Annotated in this window: 16 protein-coding genes; 10 read left to right on the top strand and 6 right to left on the bottom strand. The window is 59.6% G+C overall.

Translation table 11 applies throughout. From position 1 onward, the window contains the following. The first annotated feature begins 42 nt into the window (after positions 1-42). Positions 43-1,422: a DUF2868 domain-containing protein gene (locus H7993_RS15265; RefSeq protein WP_185794897.1), complete on the top strand. Its 1,380-nt coding sequence runs from the start codon at positions 43-45 to the stop codon at positions 1,420-1,422. Then, positions 1,415-2,773: a DUF3482 domain-containing protein gene (locus H7993_RS15260; protein WP_185794896.1), complete on the top strand. Its 1,359-nt coding sequence runs from the start codon at positions 1,415-1,417 to the stop codon at positions 2,771-2,773. Before H7993_RS15265 ends, H7993_RS15260 begins: the two co-directional genes overlap by 8 nt. A gap of 288 nt (positions 2,774-3,061) precedes the next feature. Here the strand turns inward: H7993_RS15260 and H7993_RS15255 are convergent, their stop codons facing one another. Further along, positions 3,062-5,308 carry a heavy metal translocating P-type ATPase gene (locus tag H7993_RS15255; protein WP_185794895.1) on the bottom strand — a complete coding sequence of 749 codons (2,247 nt, stop codon included), beginning with the start codon at positions 5,306-5,308 and terminating at the stop codon, positions 3,062-3,064. An 85-nt stretch (positions 5,309-5,393) separates the two neighbouring features. Between H7993_RS15255 and cadR the strand changes: the two genes are divergently transcribed. The 7 genes from cadR (at position 5,394) to H7993_RS15220 (ending at position 13,760) form a co-directional block, all read left to right on the top strand. After that, positions 5,394-5,843, top strand: a complete 450-nt coding sequence (cadR, locus tag H7993_RS15250) for a Cd(II)/Pb(II)-responsive transcriptional regulator (RefSeq protein WP_122480673.1) — start codon at positions 5,394-5,396, stop codon at positions 5,841-5,843. Positions 5,844-6,101: 258 nt separating this feature from the next. Continuing rightward, positions 6,102-6,401, top strand: a complete 300-nt coding sequence (locus H7993_RS15245) for a helix-turn-helix domain-containing protein (RefSeq protein ID WP_090355550.1) — start codon at positions 6,102-6,104, stop codon at positions 6,399-6,401. Continuing rightward, positions 6,398-7,663 carry a type II toxin-antitoxin system HipA family toxin gene (locus tag H7993_RS15240; protein WP_185794894.1) on the top strand — a complete coding sequence of 422 codons (1,266 nt, stop codon included), beginning with the start codon at positions 6,398-6,400 and terminating at the stop codon, positions 7,661-7,663. The genes H7993_RS15245 and H7993_RS15240 overlap by 4 nt, the downstream gene beginning before the upstream one ends. 96 nt (positions 7,664-7,759) lie before the next feature. After that, positions 7,760-8,236: a GNAT family N-acetyltransferase gene (locus H7993_RS15235; RefSeq protein ID WP_185794893.1), complete on the top strand. Its 477-nt coding sequence runs from the start codon at positions 7,760-7,762 to the stop codon at positions 8,234-8,236. A 287-nt stretch (positions 8,237-8,523) separates the two neighbouring features. Beyond that, positions 8,524-10,449: an IucA/IucC family protein gene (locus tag H7993_RS15230; RefSeq protein WP_185794892.1), complete on the top strand. Its 1,926-nt coding sequence runs from the start codon at positions 8,524-8,526 to the stop codon at positions 10,447-10,449. Beyond that, positions 10,439-11,629 carry an MFS transporter gene (locus H7993_RS15225; RefSeq protein ID WP_122480544.1) on the top strand — a complete coding sequence of 397 codons (1,191 nt, stop codon included), beginning with the start codon at positions 10,439-10,441 and terminating at the stop codon, positions 11,627-11,629. Before H7993_RS15230 ends, H7993_RS15225 begins: the two co-directional genes overlap by 11 nt. Before the next feature lie 22 nt (positions 11,630-11,651). Beyond that, positions 11,652-13,760, top strand: coding sequence for a TonB-dependent receptor (locus tag H7993_RS15220; RefSeq protein ID WP_185794891.1), 2,109 nt, complete (start codon positions 11,652-11,654; stop codon positions 13,758-13,760). A 120-nt stretch (positions 13,761-13,880) separates the two neighbouring features. Here the strand turns inward: H7993_RS15220 and H7993_RS15215 are convergent, their stop codons facing one another. From H7993_RS15215 to H7993_RS15205, 3 genes are read right to left on the bottom strand one after another with little or no spacing between them, the layout of a single operon-like run. Next, positions 13,881-14,852: a thymidylate synthase gene (locus H7993_RS15215; RefSeq protein WP_185794890.1), complete on the bottom strand. Its 972-nt coding sequence runs from the start codon at positions 14,850-14,852 to the stop codon at positions 13,881-13,883. A 53-nt stretch (positions 14,853-14,905) separates the two neighbouring features. Beyond that, positions 14,906-15,718, bottom strand: coding sequence for a prolipoprotein diacylglyceryl transferase (lgt, locus tag H7993_RS15210; RefSeq protein ID WP_185794889.1), 813 nt, complete (start codon positions 15,716-15,718; stop codon positions 14,906-14,908). Between the two features lie 9 nt (positions 15,719-15,727). Continuing rightward, positions 15,728-16,513 carry a sulfite exporter TauE/SafE family protein gene (locus H7993_RS15205; protein WP_185794888.1) on the bottom strand — a complete coding sequence of 262 codons (786 nt, stop codon included), beginning with the start codon at positions 16,511-16,513 and terminating at the stop codon, positions 15,728-15,730. A 121-nt stretch (positions 16,514-16,634) separates the two neighbouring features. Here H7993_RS15205 and H7993_RS15200 point away from each other — a divergent pair, with 121 nt between their 5' ends. Beyond that, positions 16,635-17,378 carry an NRDE family protein gene (locus tag H7993_RS15200; RefSeq protein WP_185794887.1) on the top strand — a complete coding sequence of 248 codons (744 nt, stop codon included), beginning with the start codon at positions 16,635-16,637 and terminating at the stop codon, positions 17,376-17,378. Positions 17,379-17,389: 11 nt separating this feature from the next. Here the strand turns inward: H7993_RS15200 and H7993_RS15195 are convergent, their stop codons facing one another. Both H7993_RS15195 and H7993_RS15190 read right to left on the bottom strand, forming a co-directional pair. Next, entirely contained in the window at positions 17,390-18,217 is an 828-nt protein-coding gene (locus H7993_RS15195) for a TIGR03915 family putative DNA repair protein (protein ID WP_185794886.1), read from the bottom strand. Further along, the gene (locus H7993_RS15190) at positions 18,214-19,434 is read right to left on the bottom strand and encodes a putative DNA modification/repair radical SAM protein (protein ID WP_122480551.1); all 1,221 of its coding nucleotides are present in this window, start codon (positions 19,432-19,434) and stop codon (positions 18,214-18,216) included. Before H7993_RS15190 ends, H7993_RS15195 begins: the two co-directional genes overlap by 4 nt. Positions 19,435-19,479: the final 45 nt, after the last annotated feature.

Here is a 19,479-nt window from a genome sequence, read left to right as displayed (position 1 = left end):
CTTGGGTTATGCTCACGACGAATCGGCCGCCTGGAAAAACGCGTGAGCGCACCCACTGCATTGCATCGACTCTGGCTCAGTGAAGCCATCCGCCTGCGCGAAGAGCAGGCAGGCCCCCTGGAAGACCTGGAAGCCAACCGCCGCGCACGTCAGCAAGGCGGCGACCTGGCCGCGCGCATCGAGCACCGTGCTCTGCTGCTGGCCGAACGTGATGGCCAGCGCCAGGCCCTGGGCCACTGGTTGCAGGGTGCGCGACTAGCGATGCTGCTGCTGGGCGTGCTGGCCGTGTTCAGCGGCGCGGGCCTGGCATTCGCGGCGCTGGGCGATGGCCTGCAGCCCGTCAACGTGTTCTGGGCGCTGGGCAGCCTGTTGGGGCTTAACCTCATTTTGCTGCTGAGCTGGCTGCTGGGGCTGGTCGCGTCCGGTGGACACGGTGCGGTGCTGGGCCGACTGTGGTTGTGGCTGAGCGAGAAACTGGCGCGTGATGCGCAAGCCGTGCATCTGGCACCGGCGCTGGTATTGCTGCTGCAGCGGCGGCGACTCAACCGCTGGGCCTTGGGCACACTGGTGCATGGGCTGTGGCTGCTGGCCTTGCTGAGTGCGCTGGCCGTGCTGCTGTTGCTGCTGGCGACCCGGCGCTATGGTTTCGTCTGGGAGACCACCATTCTGAGCGCGGACACCTTCATCAACCTGACTCGGATGTTGGGCGCCGTGCCCGCGCTGCTGGGTTTCAGTGTGCCGGACATCGACATGATCCGCGCCAGTGGCGATCAGGCGACCAACATCGAAGGCGCACGCCAGGCCTGGGCGGGTTGGCTGGTCGGCGTGCTGCTGGTGTTCGGTATCGGCCCGCGCCTGGTGCTGGCCGCGTTCTGCCAATGGCGTTGGCGCCGAGGCCGCGCGGGTTTGACCCTGGATACCAGCCTGCCCGGCTACAGCCAGTTGCGCGAACGGCTGATGCCCAGCAGCGAACGCTTGGGCGTGCGCGATGAGGCGCCCGACACGTTGCCGCATGTCACCACTCAAGCAGCCAGCGAGTCGAGCAGCGGCGCTGTGTTGGTAGCACTGGAACTCGACGGCCAGCATCCGTGGCCGCCTGCCCTGGCACCCGGCATTCAGGATGCCGGCGTGCTCGACAGCCGCGAGTCGCGCCACCGGCTGCTGGAACAGATGACCCGCTTTCCGCCCGCGCGGCTGGTGATCGCCTGCGATCCGCGGCGCTCGCCGGATCGCGGCAGCCTCGGCCTGATTGCCGAACTGGCCAGGTGCGCCACCGTTACCCGAGTGTGGTTGTTACCCGCGCCACCCGGCCAGGCCCTCGACCCACAACGCCATGGAGACTGGCAGGCGGGGCTGGATGCACTGGGCCTGCCGGTCGATGAATCGACCCCGTTGAGCTGGCTGGAGACAGGCCATGAGTAAGCCCCTGACCCTGGCCGTGGTCGGCCATACCAACGTCGGCAAGACTTCGCTGCTGCGTACGCTTACCCGCGACGTGGGTTTTGGCGAAGTGTCTCACCGGCCCAGCACCACACGACATGTGGAAGGCGCACGTCTTTCAGTGGATGGCGATGCCTTGTTGGAGCTCTACGACACCCCTGGGTTGGAAGATGCCATTGCCCTGCTGGAATTCGTGGAGCGTCTGGATCGCCCCGGCGAGCGTCTCGACGGTCCGGCGCGGGTCGAGCGGTTTCTGCAGGGCAGCGAAGCCCGTCAACGCTTCGAGCAGGAGGCCAAGGTGCTGCGCCAGTTATTGGCTTCCGATGCGGGCCTGTACGTGATCGACGCACGCGAGCCGGTGCTGGCCAAGTACCGGGATGAGCTGGAAGTGCTGGCCAGCTGCGGGAAACCGCTACTGCCAGTGCTCAATTTCGTCAGCAGCAGCCTGCAGCGCGAGGGGGATTGGCGCGAGGCCCTGGCCCGCCTTGGTTTGCATGCCTTGGTGCGCTTCGACAGCGTGGCGCCGCCCGAAGACGGTGAACGGCGTCTTTATGAAAGCCTGGCGTTGCTGCTGGAGCATTCCCGTCCGGCCCTGCAGCGGCTGATCGACGATCAACAGGCACAACGGCTGGCGCGCCAGGGCAGCGCGCGGCGGTTGATTGCCGAACTGCTGATCGACTGCGCCGCCTGTCGTCGCAGCGTGACCAGTGACGCCGCGGCGGGCGCCATCGAAGACCTCCGCCAAGCGGTGCGCACACGCGAGCAGCGCTGCGTGGAAACGTTGCTGAAACTGTATGCCTTCCGCAGCCAGGATGCCTCGGCAGGCGACCTGCCGCTGTCGGATGGGCGCTGGGGAGACGATCTGTTCAACCCCGATACGCTCAAGCAGCTGGGGGTGAAGGTCGGCGGCGGCATTGCGGCCGGCGCAGCGGCTGGCGCGGGCGTCGACCTGCTGGTGGGCGGTTTGACCTTGGGCATGGCGGCCATCGCTGGGGCCATTGCCGGCGGCGCGCTGCAAACCGCACGAGGCTATGGCGCGCGCTTGCTGGGCAAGTTCAAGGGCGAGCGCGAACTGACCGTGGACGACAATGTGCTACGGCTGCTGGCGTTGCGCCAACAGCAATTGGTCAAAGCCCTCGATGCCCGTGGCCATGCCGCCATGGGCACCATCGAAGTGGCGGCGCCACAGGAGCAGACCTGGCGCGAAGGCAAGCTGCCCGAAGCCCTGGACAAGGCCCGCGCCTATCCGCAATGGTCCTCGCTCAACGGTCACAAGCACCTGAGCCAACGCGAGCGCGAAGAGCAGATCGAGGCGCTGGCCCGGCAGCTCTGACAACCCCGTAGGAGCGGCCAGTGGCCGCGAAAAGAGCGGCGCGGTATGTCAGATGCATCGGGGTGAGCCTTTCGCGGCCGATGACCGCTCCTACGCTGAGATCCGCAGTGCCACGAACCTTGTAGGAGCGGCCAGTGGCCGCGAAAAGAGCGCCGCGGTATGTCAGATGCATCGGGGGAGGCCTTTCGCTGCCGATGACCGCTCCTACGGTGAGATCCGCAGTGCCACGAACCTTGTAGGAGCGGCCAGTGGCCGCGAAAAGAGCGGCGCGTAGTCACGGGTGCAACGTCACTTGCGCAGCAACCGCAGCCCGTTGAACACCACCAACAGGCTTACGCCCATGTCGGCAAACACTGCCATCCACAGCGTTGCCATACCGGCCACGGTCATCAGCAGAAACACTGCCTTGATCGCCAGGGCCAGTACGATGTTCTGCAGTAACACGGCGCGGGTCTGCCTCGACAGCCGAATGAACGCCGGTATCTTGCGCAGATCATCGTCCATCAACGCGACATCGGCGGTTTCGATCGCGGTATCGGTGCCCGCTGCCGCCATGGCGAAACCGATTTCGGCCCGCGCCAGCGCCGGTGCATCGTTGATGCCGTCACCGACCATGCCGACCCGATGTCCTTGGGCGTACAGCTGCTCCACGGCCTTGAGCTTGTCGGCGGGCAACAGATCGCCAATGGCCTGATCAATACCCACTTGAGCGGCAATCGCCTTGGCGGTGTGCGGGTTGTCCCCGGTCAGCATCACAGTCTTGATGCCCAGGGCATGCAACTGGGCAATGGCCTCGCGGCTGGTCTGCTTCACCGTATCGGCCACCGCGAACAACGCCACCGGCCCCTGCGGGCCCAGCAATACCACGACCGATTTACCTTCGCGCTCCAGCTGATCGAGTTGCGCTTCCAGCGCCGGGGAGCACTGACCCAGCTCTTCCACCAAGCGATGGTTGCCCAGGTGATAGGTCTGCCCTTCCACCTGGCCCTTGATGCCTCGCCCAAGCAAGGCCTCAAAGTTGTCCAAGGCCAGGGCCGCCTCATTTGCGTCAGCAGCAATCGCTCGCGACACAGGATGGTCCGAACGTCCCGCCAACGCCTGAGCAATCGCCTGGGCCCGGCCTTCGAAGGCGGAATCGAGCAGCGCGTAATCGGTCTGCACCGGCTTGCCATGGGTCAGCGTGCCGGTCTTGTCCAGCGCCAGATAGTCCAGTTTGTGACCACCTTCCAGGTACACGCCCCCCTTGACCAGGATGCCTTTGCGCGCAGCCGCAGCCAGCGCACTGACGATGGTAACCGGGGTAGAAATGACCAGCGCGCAGGGACAGGCGACCACCAGCAGTACCAGCGCACGGTAGATCCAGTCGAACCAGGCGCCGAAACCTACCAGCGGCGGTACCACAGCGATCAAAAGAGCCAGGGCAAACACCACCGGCGTATAGATCCGTGAAAAGTTATCCACAAAGCGCTGAGTGGGTGCCCGCGCGCCCTGCGCCTGCTCGACCGCATGGATGATACGCGCCAGTGTCGACTGGCCAGCCGCGGCAGTGACCTGAAACTCCAGCGAGCCGGCCTGATTGATGGTGCCGGCGAACACCTTGTCGCCCACGCCCTTCTCCACCGGCAGGCTTTCGCCGGTAATGGGCGCCTGATCGATGCTGGATTGACCGGAAATCACTTCACCATCAAGACCGATGCGTTCCCCTGGACGCACGCGCACGATGGCCTCCAGAGCGACGGTCTTGACGTCCTGTTCCAGCCATTGGCCATCGGCCTGGCGCACGGTGGCCGTGTCCGGCGTGAGGCGCATCAGACCGCCAATCGCATTGCGGGCCCGATCCAGGGACTTGGCCTCGATCAATTCGGCCACGGTGAACAGGAACATCACCATCGCCGCTTCCGGCCACTGGCCGATCAGCACCGCACCGGTCACCGCGATGCTCATCAACGCGTTGATATTGAGGTTGCCGTTCTTCAGCGCGATCCAGCCCTTGCTGTACGTGGTCAGGCCACAACTGGCGATCGATACCAGCGCCAGCAATGCCACGACCCAAGTCGGCGCCGCCTGGGTGAAATGGACCACTTCGGCCGCGACCGCCGTCACGCCTGACAGCGCCAGCGGCCACCAGGGCTTGCGCGGCGTCGGCAGCGCACTGGCGGCAGGCTCGTCTCCGTTGATGGGTTCGGCATGCATGCCCAACGATTTGATGGCGCTCTCGATCGCCTGGGTATCGGGAAGCGAATGGCGCACGCCAAGCACGCGGTTGATCAGATTGAAATCCAACTGCTGCACACCGGCCAGCTTGGCCAGCTTGTTCTGGATCAGCGTCTGCTCGGTCGGACAGTCCATGGCTTCGATGCGGAACTGGCTCAGCCGAGCATCCTGGCTGTCCCCGGGCGCGAGCTGGACGGTCGAGGGCGCCGTTGCCTTGCCTGCGCAGCAATGGCTGGCGGGTGCAGGGCTGTGCTCGTGCTCGTGCTCGTGCTCGTGCTCGTGCTTATGATCGTGGGCATGGCCGGAGGTGGGGTGGCTCATTGGTCGCAATTCCCTGAAGTGCAGGTTGCCAAGTGAACACCCTGTAGCCACTATAGGGTCAAGCACCTATTTGCAGGTCATCAGCATGAAAATCGGAGAACTGGCGAAAATCACCGACTGCCAGGTCGAAACTATCCGCTACTACGAACGCGAACACCTATTGCCCCTGCCGGCCCGCAGCGATGGCAACTACCGCCTCTACACCCAGGCCCATGTCGAGCGACTCACCTTCATACGCAATTGCCGCATCCTCGACATGACCTTGGATGAGATTCGCAACCTCCTGACCCTGCGCGACAGTCCTCAAGATCAATGCCAGAGCGTCAACGACCTGATTGACGAGCACATTCATCACGTCAAGGCACGCATAGACGGCCTGGTTGCGCTGCAGGAACAACTCGTTGCCCTGCGCCAGAAATGCCACGGGGGCACTGCCGAAGAACACTGCGCAATCCTTCAGCGCCTGGAAATCAGCGGCGCCGTCACCGTTCCCGATGCCGAACACTCCCATGTAGGCCGCAGCCACGGGCATTGAACGACTGAACACAGCCTGTGGGAGCGGGCTCTGCCCGCGAAAAGAGCACTGCGTTTCGTCAGCCATACCGCGGCGCGGCCTTCGCGGGCAGAGCCCGCTCCCACAAGAGATTACACAACCTCGTAGGAGCGGTCTGCGGCCGCGAAACAAACGTCGCGGCTCATCAGATACACGCTCCCATTCTAATCTTGTGTGCAGTGTGAATAGTATATGACTCATTAAATTTGACATGAACCATATACAGCTCATACTCAACCCATGCTAACCACACTTCTGCAACAGATCCGCAACCGCCGCCAACAACTGGGCCTTCAGATCCAGGACATGCCCTTGCGCACGGGCCTCACCCGCCAGCAATACGGAAAGATCGAAAAAGACGGCAACCCGCGCCTCAACACCCTCGACCTAATTGCCGAAGGCCTGGACGCCAGCATGGTCCTGGTACCCAAGGATCAACTCAAGCTGATCGAAAAGATCCTGGCAGGGGCACCGGTGTACTTCGAGGACGATCGCCCTGTGGATAACTATCCGGAAAACCCTTGGGACGATCTGCCATGAGTGCCGAAACCGTAGCGGCCTTGAAGCTGACGCTGCATTCGCAACTAGTCGGTTATGTCACCGGCCATTCGAATGGCAAGAATGTACTTACCTTGGCGCCGGATTACATCGATGATCCACACCGCCGCACGCTGACCTTATCTCACCTCAATCCGGGCATATTCAGGCGTCAACTGGCAAACAAACACCCCTACATCACCCATCACCGGCTGCACCCGGTGTTGAGCAATCTACTTCCGGAAGGCGCGCTGCGTGGCCTGGTTGCGCAAGCCATGAAAGTGCATCCAGACAGCGAATTTCCCTTATTGAGCTGGCTCGGTCAGGACTTGCCGGGTGCATTGGTCGCCACTCCCGTATCTGCCGAACACATACCCGCCTATGCGCTGGGCAACCACGGCAAGATCACTCCAGTATCCATCGACACACCCGACCATCGCTCGCATTTCTCGCTGGCCGGCGTACAGATGAAATTCTCCATGCACGACCGGGATGGTCGTTACATAACCGCAGACCCCACGGCGCCGGGAGACTGGATCATCAAGACGCCTTCCACCGTTCATCCATTCGTGCCGCTCAACGAATACACCTGCATGAAACTGGCACAACTGGCAGGCGTCGACATTCCTGAAATACGCCTGGTCGGCATGGACATGATCGACAGCCTGCCCGCAATCAACCTACCCGACGAGCAATGGGCCTATGGCATTCGTCGTTATGATCGGCTTGCTGGAGGTCAGCGCGTTCATTCAGAAGACTTCGCCCAGGTGCTTTACGCCTACGCACACGATAAATACCGCAGCGGCCGTTATGAACAGATCGCCAAATTGCTCTACACCCAGACCCGCCATGGCCAACGGGATGTCACGCAAATGGCTGTGCGTTTGCTGGTCAATGTGCTCCTGGCCAACGGCGATGCGCATCTGAAGAACTGGAGCCTGATCTATCCGGACACTTTCAGCGCAGAACTGTCCCCGGCTTACGACATCGTCGCGACCAAGGTATTTATTCCCGGCGAGAGCCAGTTTGCGTCGAACATGGCCGATACCAAAGCCTGGTATGACGTCTCGCTCGAACACTTCAAACGATGGGCCGAGACCTCTGGAATACCTTGGCGACCCGTGCTCGTTCATCTACGAGAAACACTGGACGCAGCACGAACGCTGTGGCCTGAGGCCCTAGCGGCCAGCGTCATGAAGCCAAACCAGCAAGCGATCCTGCGCCAACATTGGCAACAGCTGCATGCGGACTTTCGGATCTCTTAACTGAATCAGCGAGCAAGGTTTTGAAACAATCCTGGTTTCGCTATTGCAAAGCCTGCCTATAGGTTCGTTGCACATGTCCAACAAAAAGAACCTGTCATGAATCGCACCGCAACCCCCTTTCAAATATCAGATCTGCGCACTGAACCTGGTTTTCTTGCCATCGTGGGCGAGCGGCTGTGGCAAGCCTGGTGGAAGGAAGACGGCCAAACCTTGGAAGATGTGCTGACGCTTCTGGAAGACAGCCTGCGTTCCAAGCCCATTCCCACCACTTTGGTCGCTCATGCAGGTGAGCGGTTCATGGGCACGGTATCGCTGATCGTTTCGGACATGGATGAACGAGTGCAGTATTCGCCCTGGCTGGCGGCGCTGTGGGTGGAGGCCGAGAGCCGCAATGAGGGCGTCGGGGCGGCATTACTCACAGCCGGAATGCAGAAAGCGAAAGCTGAGGGTGTCGAGCGGGTCTATCTATGTGCTGTCGAGGAAAAGTCGGCGTACTACGGGCGGCTTGGCTGGGAGCAGATCGAGACTGACGTTGGGGGGATGAATATCTTCATGAAAATGTCGAAGGAGTAAGGTCGGAAAGTCTGTAGGGCTGGCATATGCCAGACTTCGATGTTGTTACCTGACCAGAAAGCTCGCCGCCCCGTCTTGAAAACCGTAAAGACCCTTGCGAAGACACGCAACTCTATCCATTCATCACCTAATCCGACGAAAAACCTGCGTTTGTGAAGGAAATGGCGCAAGGCATCCTAAAGCATAGGTTTCGGAAATGCCTTACGTGATAATAGGAATCATTACGTTTTATCGAGTTGCTTTACGCTATACGCTTTCATCTTCATTTCAAGGATGTGAGGGTGCCCATGACGTCGGCTCGAATCGGAACGCAACAAGCCGTTCTATCCCGCTGGATAAAAGCCTTAGATACGGAAGCTTTTAAACGTCGAGGTATAGGTCTCAGTGATCTAGTAAATGCGGCGCCCATCGCCTTGGAACATTCTTGCCAACGCTTGATCCAGGCGATGTTTCGGGAAAAACTTCTGGATTCTTCAGCGCTTAGTGCCTGTGCGGATGGAACCACATGCTTGGCTATCTCAGGGCGTGGTCGTATACGCTTTGACTCACTCAAGTCAGGGCCCATGGGGAGCTGGACGATAACAGGGAAGGTTTCGGTCGAAAACGTACAAGGCGTGGTAAAACCTGTCGAACTACCCTCCGACCTTCTGGAACTAATATACGATCATCTTACGGTGCATAACAGTAACTGCACCTTCGCAAGTATTGAGTCCGAAATCAACGATAGCTTTGCGAATGATATTTTGTGCATAGCATTCCAACGCCGTTGGGCATCACAACTTAGCAATATCGCCAAGCATGATGGCTATAGAAACACGCTGGACTGGCTCCACTCAAATCCTCAAAACTCGAATCCTACAGCCTTACTGGAGCAATGGGGTACCCTCGGACATCCTTGGCATCCAAATTACAAAACCAAGCTGGGTTTGGACATCTCTCAGATCATCGACTTTTCCCCAGAGTTCGAAGCTAGACTTCCGGTGATGCTGGCTGCGTTGCGCACTGACGTGTGTTACATAGAGTCAATGGATCCTGTTGAGAGCCATACAAAGTGGTGGCAACAACGTTTTCCAAAAGCGGCTGAAGAGTGGAAGCAAGCCCTTATAAAACTTAAACTAAAGCCCGATGATTACACGCCCATTCCGGTTCACCCCTGGCAAGCGACTACGGAACTCCCGAATTTATTTCCTGATGAAATTCGTCAGCATATGCTGGTGATTACCGATGTGACAGCGTTTACGGGCCATCCAACGATGTCATTCAGAACCGTAATACCAGATGGCAGGAGGAAAGCCCCATTAGTAAAACTTCCAGTCTCGCTAAGGCTGACCAGTGTGCAGAGAACAATCTCACCCCGCTCTGTACGGATGGGACCACGAGTAAGCAGACTATTACAAGAAATGCACGAAATTGAGCCGACCCTTATCCACTACCTGAAGATCATTCCAGAGCGCGTGGGCATCCAATATGAACCAGCACAATCGGATGACGATCGCGCGCGGCATATAGCAGCCATATTCAGAGACAATCCTGCAGATCTGGTTGATGACGGCGAACTGGCGATCCCGGTGGGCAGCCTATTTGCAATGGACGCGTCTGGCAGGCCGTTATTGGAACAGTGGATTGAGTTACGCTACAACTCCAATGAGCCTGACGCCGCTTTGAAATTCTACAAAGAATACATTTCAATGGCACTCCCTGGGCTTCTGGGATTCTATCTGATTTTCGGTGTCGCGTTTGAGGCACACCAACAGAACAGCTTCGTGATATTAGGCACCGGCCAACAGCCCAGCAAGCTCCTGATCCGCGACTTTGGTGACATCCGAATAGATCGTCAGGCATTCAATAAACATGCTTTGAATATTCAACTGCATGACCCTCACATGACACTGTTCGATGATTCTAACCATGTGAGAGACAAATTCATTCACACGACCCTGATGTGCCACATTGGGGAACTCTCTCTGCTCTGCGCACGGCAGTGGCGTATTCCCCATGCTGTGCTGTGGAATGCCCTGACTAAGGAAATAGAATCTGTGTTCTACCAATTCAGGTCAAAAGTAGACGCTCAACGCTGGGAAGCAGAGCGCCAGGCTATCCTTTTTGAGGACTGGCCTGCAAAAGCATTTCTGCGCATGCGGCTGGAAGAAAGTTCGAAAGATATTGTTGAAAGGATACCCAATCCACTGCGCACGCACAGCAATGCACGCTGACCATAAAGCGATTTTTCTCCTCGTTGCGATCCAGGCACTGTCGATGGGTGCTTTGGAAATGAGTGGCCCTTTCTGGCCTTTGCATATAAAAGCTCTTCTAGGTCCAGCATCTCAGGAACACTTGGCATTCTTCACAATGGGAGTATATGCAGGCCCCTTGGTAGCGGCAATGCTGCTGAGCCCGCTATGGGCTCGCTACGGAGACCGGGTCGGGCACAAAGCGATGATCTTGCGCGCACTTCTTGCGCTGAGCATATTCCAAGGCGCAGTGGCATTTATCTCAGACCCGACAACTTTGGTCATAACTCGTAGCATCCAAGGCGGACTTGCAGGGTTCTTGGTAGCCGCACAGGCCTATGCTTTGTGTTGTTGTCACGAGTTTAACAAAGCCAAAACATTGGCTTTACTTCAATCAGCAACTGCAATCGGTTCTTTGGTTGGTCCAGTCGTAGGCGGATGGTTGATTGACAAATATGACTTCAAACACATTTGCAGTGTAGCTGCATACGTTTGCCTAGCCTGTGCAATAGGCGGCGCGTTCTTGACCAACCATCGCCCGCAGGCTTATAGGTACCGCCAACGAGGGCCTGTGATCAGGCTCGATAGAAAGTGGCTTGCTGGGTTGTTATCAGTCATGTTTTTTTTGCAAGCGGCTAAAGTAATCTCTCAGCCTTTCTACTCACTTTATGTACTGGAGGTACTGAATGCACCTGGGTGGCTTATTGGAATTACTTATGCCGCAAGCGCAGCAACCCTTGCAGTCTCCGCGCCATTATGGGGGAAACTGTTTGATCATCATTCACATAGCCAGACGCTCAGGCTGATCGAAGGTATCGCATGGCTCTGTGCACTTACTATGGCAATAACAATATTCGCACAAGGTTGGCTAAGTTTCTTGATAACACGTTTGGTTTGGGGCGTATGGCAAGGAGCTTTGCTGCCTGTCACTTACGCAATTATTGCTCAGACAATCGATTCAACCCAGCGTGGATTCGTGATGGCGCTTGGTAATAGTGCAGCCAAGGCAGGGTCGCTGTTGGGCATCGCCTTGGGCGCTTCAACGCTGGCATGGATGCCCCTCGCTCAAAGTTTTTGGATCGTGGCTGCAACCTATGTTGCAGCGGCCATAGCCATTCGGCTCATGCGCAAAAGGACTGGCGCGCCACGGAGTATCTCCTAGTTTCCAACTAAAAGGACTTTGTATGCCCTACACGATTAGACCTGTCTGGCTTTTGACGATACTGACTCTGTGCACGGACTCGCGCGCCAGTGAAATGGAAAAAGAGGCCTTCCTGAGTCTTGACGCCAGTGTGGTCTCAGCCACCAGAACACAGGCGAGCATCGCTTCGATTCCAGGCTCGATCCAAGTGATCGATGAGTACCAGATCAGACAACAGGCAGGCACCGGTCGCCGCCTTTCGGATGTGCTTGGTCAGCTTGTACCCAGCCTTTCGCCTTCTAGCGGTGGCATGAGCAATTTTGGCCAAACGCTTCGGGGAAGGAACATGTTGGTCTTGATTGACGGGGTTTCCCAGAATGCTACTAGAGACAATTTCCGACAGCTGAACAGTATTGCTCCCAACAGCATAGAGCGTATCGAAGTCATATCTGGAGCGACCAGTATCTACGGCGCAGGTGCGTCAGGTGGCATCATCAATATCATCACCAAACGCAACTCTGATGCCGATTTATTGCTGCACAGTAAAATCGGACTGACATCTCCCGATACCCTACATCGTGGAGGGCTCGCCTATGAATTCTTCCAGAGCGCAACTGGCCGGCACGGTCCGCTGGACTGGTATGGCTCTGGCAATCTCATTCAGCGCAACGATCAATACGATGCAAGCCACGCGCGTATACCTCAAGACACGTCGCAGGGTAGCAGCATGGACACTCAAACCTATGACCTGCAGACCCGGTGGGGACTTGCTTTGGGGGAAGACCGTAATCTGACCCTGTCTCTGCAGGACTATAAGGACCGTCAGGACACTGACTACACCAAAGACCCTCGAAACAAGACCCGTCCAGTAGCTGTGAAGGGGCTGTATCTGAAGGAACAGCCTTACACGCATAATCAAGCGATCAATCTGAACTACAGAGAGGGGGACTTTTACGGCCAGACAGTGCAACTCGAAACCTATTGGCGTAAGGCCGATGCGCGTTTTTTCCCCGACCGCAAACGCGGACACGCCGGCGTTGCCAGCACCACCAGCACGCAGAATGTATACGGCCTTCGCGCGGCAGTGGAAACCGAGCTTCCCGGCATCGGCGCCAGTAGCGGAGATCTTGTGTGGGGTGCGGACTATAGCAACGAACACGCACGTCAACGTGGCGACCACTACCTGGTGGATGGGCTGACCTATCGAAAAACTGGAATTCGTTACGAATTGGGGCCTGACTTGACTACTCAGACACGCGCGCTATTTGCCCAGCCCGCATGGTATTGGGGCGACTGGACGCTTCGAGGGGGCGTTAGACACGAGCGGATCAATAGCGAGATAGCGGACAGCATTGCCTATGGCGAGATCGTTCAAACCGGCCAGCGCGCTGTACTCCCCGGGGACACGCTTGATTACAACGCCACGCTCTACAATCTGGGTATGGTGTATCAGCTCACTGATCAACAGAACGTTTTTACGAATTTCAGTCAGGGATTCTCTTTGCCTGATATTCAGCGTTTCATGCGGGACGTCACCAGCAGCTTCGATATCCAAACTCTCAACGCCCAAGCCATAAAGGTCGATAGCTACGAGCTGGGCTGGCGAGGTGATTGGAGCAACTGGCAAGGCCGCGTAAGCGCTTATCAGAACACATCGGATGTTACGCAGTTCTACGATGCCCAAGCACGCGTACTGCGGCTGATCAACCAACGTGAACGTGTGCGAGGCTTTGAAATGAGTGTTGACCACTCACTCAACGAACAATGGAGAGCGGGCGGCACCTACGCCTGGACAAAAGGCGAGACATACCAGCGAGGTAAGTGGCTGGACCTTCCCGCTACCCGGATTGCACCGCCCAAAACCACCGCGTATGTCAGCTATCAATCAAGCACCTACGACCTGCGCGCCCAAGCCATGCGACTCAGCAGCTATGGCGCCGCTGCGCGAGACCACAACGGTCGCAGAACCAAGGGCTATCTGACGATGGATCTGATAGGCGGCGTTGCACTCCCGGTCGGCCGTCTGGAAGCAGGCGTTTACAACGCGACTAACACGAAATACCAGACGCTGCTTACCCAAGCCAATGCCACCGCGCCTTATGCAAATGCGCAAGGGCGAACGCTGAGCCTGGCCTATTCGGCCGATTGGTAGGGTTGGGACCTGACTTGTCGCGAACGCCGAAATTGCTGCGGTACGTCACGCCTCCTGCAGCCAAGTCTTGCCCGCCGCCAGACCGATTCCAGGGGGGTTCTCGCCTTCAGTGGAGACCGATCACACCGCCATCGGTGCAGTCAGTGGTGCGTGGTGTTCGTACCCTTCCAAGGTAAAGTCGCTGGGTTCGATCAGCTCCAGCCACTCCGGTTGGTACACGCCAGTCTTGGCGAACTCGGGCACGCGGTCGGAGATCACCAGCTTGGGGGCCGGTAGCGGCTCGCGTTTCATCTGCTCGTTGAGCATGTCCAGATGGTTCTCGTACACATGGGCGTCGCCGATGAAGTAGGTGAACCAGCGCGGCGTGTAGCCCGTCAGGCGCCCGACCAGCGACAGCAGCGCGGCGCCTTCGGTGAGGTTGAACGGCGTACCCAGGCCCAGATCGTTGGAGCGGATGTACAGCGTCAACGAGATCTCGCGGGTTTCCGGGTTGGGGTGGAACTGGTACAGCAAATGGCAAGGCGGCAGCGCCATTTCATCGAGCTGGGCGCAGTTCCAGCCGTGGAACAGGATCCGCCGGCTGCCGGGGTCCTTGATGATGGTGTCGACGCATTGGCGAATCTGGTCGATGGCCTTGTACAGCACCACAAAGCCTTCGCCGTTTTCTTCGGCCTGGGCAATCTGCAGATATCCCTGGCTGGTGGCCAGTTCGATCGCCGCTGGGTTGCTCAGGGCGATGCGTTTGTAGGCCGGCCACTGGCGCCACTGCACGCCATAGATCTCGCCCAGGTCGTCTTCACCCTGGCGGAACGGGTTGGCCAGCCATTGGGCGTTCTCGTTGGCGTTCTGGTCCCAGACCTTGCAGCCAAGGGCGCGGAATTCGGCGGCATTGTTGACCCCGCGCAGAAAACCGACCATTTCGCCGATGGCCGACTTGAACGCCAGCCGCCGGGTAGTGATCGCTGGAAAGCCTTCCTGCAGATCGAACCGCAGCATGGCACCCGGGAAACTGATGGTGCGCACGCCGGTGCGGTTGCTTTGCAAGGTGCCGTTCTTGATGACGTGGGCGACCAGTTCCAGATATTGCTTCATGACTTACCTGCATCGTTCAGGGCGCAACCGCAGTCACGCCCAGGCAAAAAGAATCAAACGGCCGGGCGCGGAGCTGCCGGCACGCGGTGATAGGCCCACCAGATCAACCCCAGGCCGCCCAGGATCATCGGCAGACACAGCACTTGTCCCATGGTCAGCCAGCCCCACGCCAGGTAGCCCAGCTGCGCATCGGGCACCCGGACGAATTCGACGATGAAACGGAAGATTCCGTAGAACAGCGCGAACATGCCCGATACCGCCATGGTCGGCCGCGGTTTGCGCGAGAACAGCCAGAGGATGATGAACAGCGCGACCCCTTCCAGGGCAAACTGATAGAGCTGCGAGGGGTGACGGGGCAACTGCGCCGGATCGCTGAAAGGCGGAAAGATCATCGCCCATGGTACGTCGGTGGCCTTGCCCCACAGCTCGGCGTTGATGAAGTTGCCGATACGCCCGGCGCCCAGCCCTATCGGCACCAGCGGCGCGATGAAGTCCATCAGTTGGAAGAACGATTTGTCGTTCTTCCTGCCGAACCACCACGCGGCCAGCATCACGCCCAGCAGCCCGCCATGGAACGACATGCCGCCCTTCCACACCTCGAATATCAAAGTAGGGTTGGCGATGTATTGCTCCAGGTCGTAGAACAGCACGTAGCCGAGGCGGCCGCCGACGATCACCCCCATTGCGCACCAGAACACCAGGTCCGAGAGCTTTTCCTTGGTCCAGGTCGGGTCGAAACCGTTGAGCCGGCGCGAAGCCAGCAACCAGGCGCCACCAATGCCCACCAGGTACATCAAGCCGTACCAGTGGATTTTCAGCGGTCCGATGGCCAGGGCCACCGGGTCGATCTGCGGGTAAGGCAGCATTGCGATTCCTCAGCTAAGCAAAAAACTCATGCCGACGCTGAACAGCAGCGCGGCGAACAGGCGTTTGAGCACACGTGGCGATAACTTGTGCGCCAGGCGTGCCCCGTATTTGGCGAAAAACATGCTGGTGATGGCGATGCCCGCCAAGGCCGGCAGGTAGACGAATCCGAAACTATGCGCTGGCAGGCCCGGCTCTTGCCAGCCCAGCACCATGAAACTTGTCGCGCTGAACAGGGCGATCGGCAGGCCGACCGCCGAGGACGTCGCGACGGCCTGCTGCATGGACACGCTGCGCCAGGTCAGGAACGGCACGGTCAACGAGCCGCCACCGATACCGAATATGGCCGAAGCCCAACCGATCACCGTGCCGGCCACGCCCAGACCCAGTTTGCCGGGTACCTGACGGGTGGCCTTGGGCTTGAAGTCCAGTGCCATCTGCACGGACACCAGCACGGCGAACACGCCGATGATTTTCTGCAGGTGCGGGCCCTGGATCAGCGACGCGGTGAACGCGCCGATGCCTGCGCCTACCACGATACCCAGGGTCATCCAGCCGACCACTGGCCACTGCACCGCTTTCATCCGGTGGTGGGCACGAATGGCATTGATCGAGGTGAACACGATAGTGGCCAGCGAGGTGCCCACCGCCAGGTGCGTCAGTACCGAGGCATCGAAGCCCTGCAAGGTGAAGCTGAACACCAGCACTGGCACGATGATGATACCGCCGCCCACGCCGAACAGGCCGGCCAGCACGCCAGCGCAGGCACCGAGCAGTAGATACAGCGCGAATTCCATGGTTGCCCCCGTAAACAGTTCGGCATGGTACCGGAACCGGTGCCCCACGCTCCACCTTGCAGCGATGGATAGGCGCGCCGGGGATCGGTAGAGTGAAGCCAAACTACAAGGATTTCCACGTATGTGCCTGATCGTTTTCACCTGGCAGCCCGGTGATGCCCACCCGCTGGTGCTGGCGGGCAACCGTGACGAATTCCATGCACGGCCCACGGCGCCCCTGTCCGCGTGGCGGGAACACCCCGGCGTCCATGCCGGGCGGGATCTGGAAGCCGGCGGTACCTGGCTGGGCATCGGGCCGCAGCAACGCATCGCCGCCCTGACCAATATCCGCCGACCTGGCCAGCCGCCCGCCCGACGCTCCAGAGGTGATCTGGTCGCAGGGTTTCTCACCGGCACGGAGTCGATCGACGATTACCTGCAGCGTGTCATGGACCGCCTGGACGAATATGCCGGATTCAATCTGCTGCTCGGCGATGGCCAGCGCCTGTGCTACCTGCACTCGGCCGCGGCCGCGCCGCACTATCTGTCGGCGGGCACCTATGGGTTGTCCAATGCCGGGCTCGATACGCCATGGCCCAAGCTGGTGAAAGCCCGTCAGGGGCTGGAAGCATTGGGCAGCCAGCCCCATGCGCTGCTGGACATGCTGGCCGACCCGGCCCAGGCGCCCGAGCATGCATTGCCCGACACCGGCGTGGGCCTGGCCACCGAGCGGTTGCTCTCGAGCGTATTCATTACCGGAGCCAGCTACGGGACGCGGGCCAGCACCGTGGTCATCGTCGATGCCGCAGGCCGTCGGGAAATGATCGAGCGCAGCTTCGGCCCACTGGGCAGCGCACTGGGCGAAGTGCACCTGCAATCGGTCTAGCCAGTTGTGCGCTAAACCGAACGGCCGATGCGTTTGCCCTGGCGCTTGCCGATGTCGCTGGCCTGGCCATCGCGCTGCTTGCCGGTGCGCGCATCGCTGATCAGGCCAGGAATCAACGCCCCTTCTGGCAGGTTCTTCCAGAAGCGGGTGGGCAGGTGGCCCTGCATGACCTTGGGGTTCAGGCGCGCAGGATTGAAGATGTGGCTGTAATAGGTCAACCACAGCTCGCCTTGCGGGTCGTGCGCCTGCTGCGCCAGCTGTTGCCATTCCAGCGGGCACTGCCGTTCGTGGATCAACTGCACGCCGTCGTAATAGACCCCGTCCTGCGGCGTTGCGATCAGCCAGCGACTGCGCCCCATGCGGCCGATGAAATGCTCGCTGGCGATGGCCAGAATATCGTGGGCCGGTTCATGCCAGGCCACGTACTCGGGGCCCGGTGGCCCCTCGGCCGCCGTCGGCAGCTCGACGAAACGCAGGAAGGCATGCAGATGGTGGCTTTCGCGTCGCACCTGCTTGATGCGCCGGTGCAGTTCACTGCCCAGGCGATCACCCGCCAGCATGGCCGTGCGATCGCCGTGACTGACGCGCCAGAGCACCTCGTACAACAGGCTCCAGCGTTGCTCGCCGCGGTACTGCGCTGCGCTTTCCAGAAGCTCGATGAGGGCTAGGGGAATGCGCGCCTGGAATGGCCCGACTTCCGCCGGGTAGTGCTCGTCCGTGGCGAACAGGTCCGCCACGGTGTTCCAGCCCACATGACTCGGATCGATCTGATGGCTGAGCAGCCAGCGCGCCTGCTGCCGCCAGGTCGCGAACAGGTCGTCGCAATCCAGGCATATCATCCCCACAGCCCCAACTGCTGGGGTTGCGGGCGATCACGCAGCTGGTCGCGCAGCAACAGGGTGGAGATCTCGGCCTGCTGTGGGTGGTAGTCGCTGGTGATGAAGAACGGCTTGGCCTTGGCCAGCACGCAGCGCAGGCGAGTCAGGTCTTCATAGCGAATCCGTCGCTGCCGGCGTAGCTCTACCAGGCGCTTGGTGGTACGCAGGCCAATACCAGGTATGCGCGCGATCAGCGCCGGTTCGGCACGGTTCAGGTCCAACGGGAAAACGCTTCGGTTTTCCAGGGCCCAGGCCAGTTTCGGGTCGATGTCCAGCGCCAGGTCGCCCGGACCGGACAGCAATTCGTCCGCCTTGTAGCCATAGCTGCGCAACAGGAAGTCGGCCTGGTAGAGGCGGTGCTCGCGCATCAGCGGCGGTGCTGCCAGCGGCACGCTCTTTGGGCTGTTGGGAATGGGGCTGAACGCCGAATAGTAGACCCGCTTCAGGCCGAAGTTGCCGTACAGCGACTCGGCGCTGTGCAGGATGGTGCTGTCATCGGTCTGGTCGGCACCGACGATCATCTGCGTGCTCTGCCCGGCCGGTGTGAAACGCGGCGCACGCGGCTCGTTGAGCACGGTCTGCTGACCGGTGTAGATGGTGCTCATGGCTTTCTTGATCGAAGCGACGTCTTTTTCCGGGGCCAGGGTCTGCAGGCTGGCATCGGTGGGCAGCTCGATGTTGACGCTCAAACGATCGGCATAGCGACCGGCTTCGGCGATCAGCGCCGGGTCCGCTTCGGGGATGGTCTTGAGGTGGATGTAACCGCGAAACTGATGTTCCTCGCGCAACAGGCGTGCGACGCGAATCAACTGCTCCATGGTGTAGTCGGCCGAGCGAATGATGCCGGAGCTCAGGAACAGCCCGCTGATGCAGTTGCGGCGATAGAAATCCACCGTCAGGCGCACCACTTCTTCGGGCGTGAAGCGCGCCCGCGGCACGTCACTGGAGCGGCGATTGACGCAATACTGGCAATCGAACAGGCAGAAGTTGGTCAACAGGATCTTGAGCAGCGATACACAGCGGCCGTCCGGCGTGTAGCTGTGGCAGATGCCCATGCCATTGGTCGAGCCCAGCCCGCCCTTGCCTTCCGAGCTGCGCTTGGGCGCACCGCTGCTGGCGCACGAGGCATCGTACTTGGCGGCGTCGGCGAGGATGCTGAGCTTATCGATCAATTGCATGAAATTTCCCGATACTGTTTTTATGTACAGTACAGAAATACTCGC

The organism is Pseudomonas baltica, assembly GCF_014235765.1.
In the GTDB taxonomy this organism is placed as follows: domain Bacteria; phylum Pseudomonadota; class Gammaproteobacteria; order Pseudomonadales; family Pseudomonadaceae; genus Aquipseudomonas; species Aquipseudomonas baltica.
The sequence above is the reverse complement of the archived record's forward strand: the minus strand, read 5'-3'. Positions and strand labels throughout refer to the sequence as shown.

Excerpts from the sequence above, each read along its gene's own strand:
- lgt (WP_185794889.1), bottom strand. The coding sequence starts at position 15,718 with ATGCTGCCTTACCCGCAGATCGACCCGGTGGCCCTGGCCATCGGACCG.
- H7993_RS15255 (WP_185794895.1), bottom strand. The coding sequence starts at position 5,308 with ATGAGCCACCCCACCTCCGGCCATGCCCACGATCATAAGCACGAGCAC.
- H7993_RS15200 (WP_185794887.1), top strand. The coding sequence starts at position 16,635 with ATGTGCCTGATCGTTTTCACCTGGCAGCCCGGTGATGCCCACCCGCTG.
- H7993_RS15260 (WP_185794896.1), top strand. The coding sequence starts at position 1,415 with ATGAGTAAGCCCCTGACCCTGGCCGTGGTCGGCCATACCAACGTCGGC.
- cadR (WP_122480673.1), top strand. The coding sequence starts at position 5,394 with ATGAAAATCGGAGAACTGGCGAAAATCACCGACTGCCAGGTCGAAACT.
- H7993_RS15225 (WP_122480544.1), top strand. The coding sequence starts at position 10,439 with ATGCACGCTGACCATAAAGCGATTTTTCTCCTCGTTGCGATCCAGGCA.
- H7993_RS15195 (WP_185794886.1), bottom strand. The coding sequence starts at position 18,217 with ATGATATGCCTGGATTGCGACGACCTGTTCGCGACCTGGCGGCAGCAG.
- H7993_RS15230 (WP_185794892.1), top strand. The coding sequence starts at position 8,524 with ATGACGTCGGCTCGAATCGGAACGCAACAAGCCGTTCTATCCCGCTGG.
- H7993_RS15190 (WP_122480551.1), bottom strand. The coding sequence starts at position 19,434 with ATGCAATTGATCGATAAGCTCAGCATCCTCGCCGACGCCGCCAAGTAC.
- H7993_RS15205 (WP_185794888.1), bottom strand. The coding sequence starts at position 16,513 with ATGGAATTCGCGCTGTATCTACTGCTCGGTGCCTGCGCTGGCGTGCTG.
- H7993_RS15220 (WP_185794891.1), top strand. The coding sequence starts at position 11,652 with ATGCCCTACACGATTAGACCTGTCTGGCTTTTGACGATACTGACTCTG.
- H7993_RS15215 (WP_185794890.1), bottom strand. The coding sequence starts at position 14,852 with ATGAAGCAATATCTGGAACTGGTCGCCCACGTCATCAAGAACGGCACC.
- H7993_RS15235 (WP_185794893.1), top strand. The coding sequence starts at position 7,760 with ATGAATCGCACCGCAACCCCCTTTCAAATATCAGATCTGCGCACTGAA.
- H7993_RS15240 (WP_185794894.1), top strand. The coding sequence starts at position 6,398 with ATGAGTGCCGAAACCGTAGCGGCCTTGAAGCTGACGCTGCATTCGCAA.
- H7993_RS15245 (WP_090355550.1), top strand. The coding sequence starts at position 6,102 with ATGCTAACCACACTTCTGCAACAGATCCGCAACCGCCGCCAACAACTG.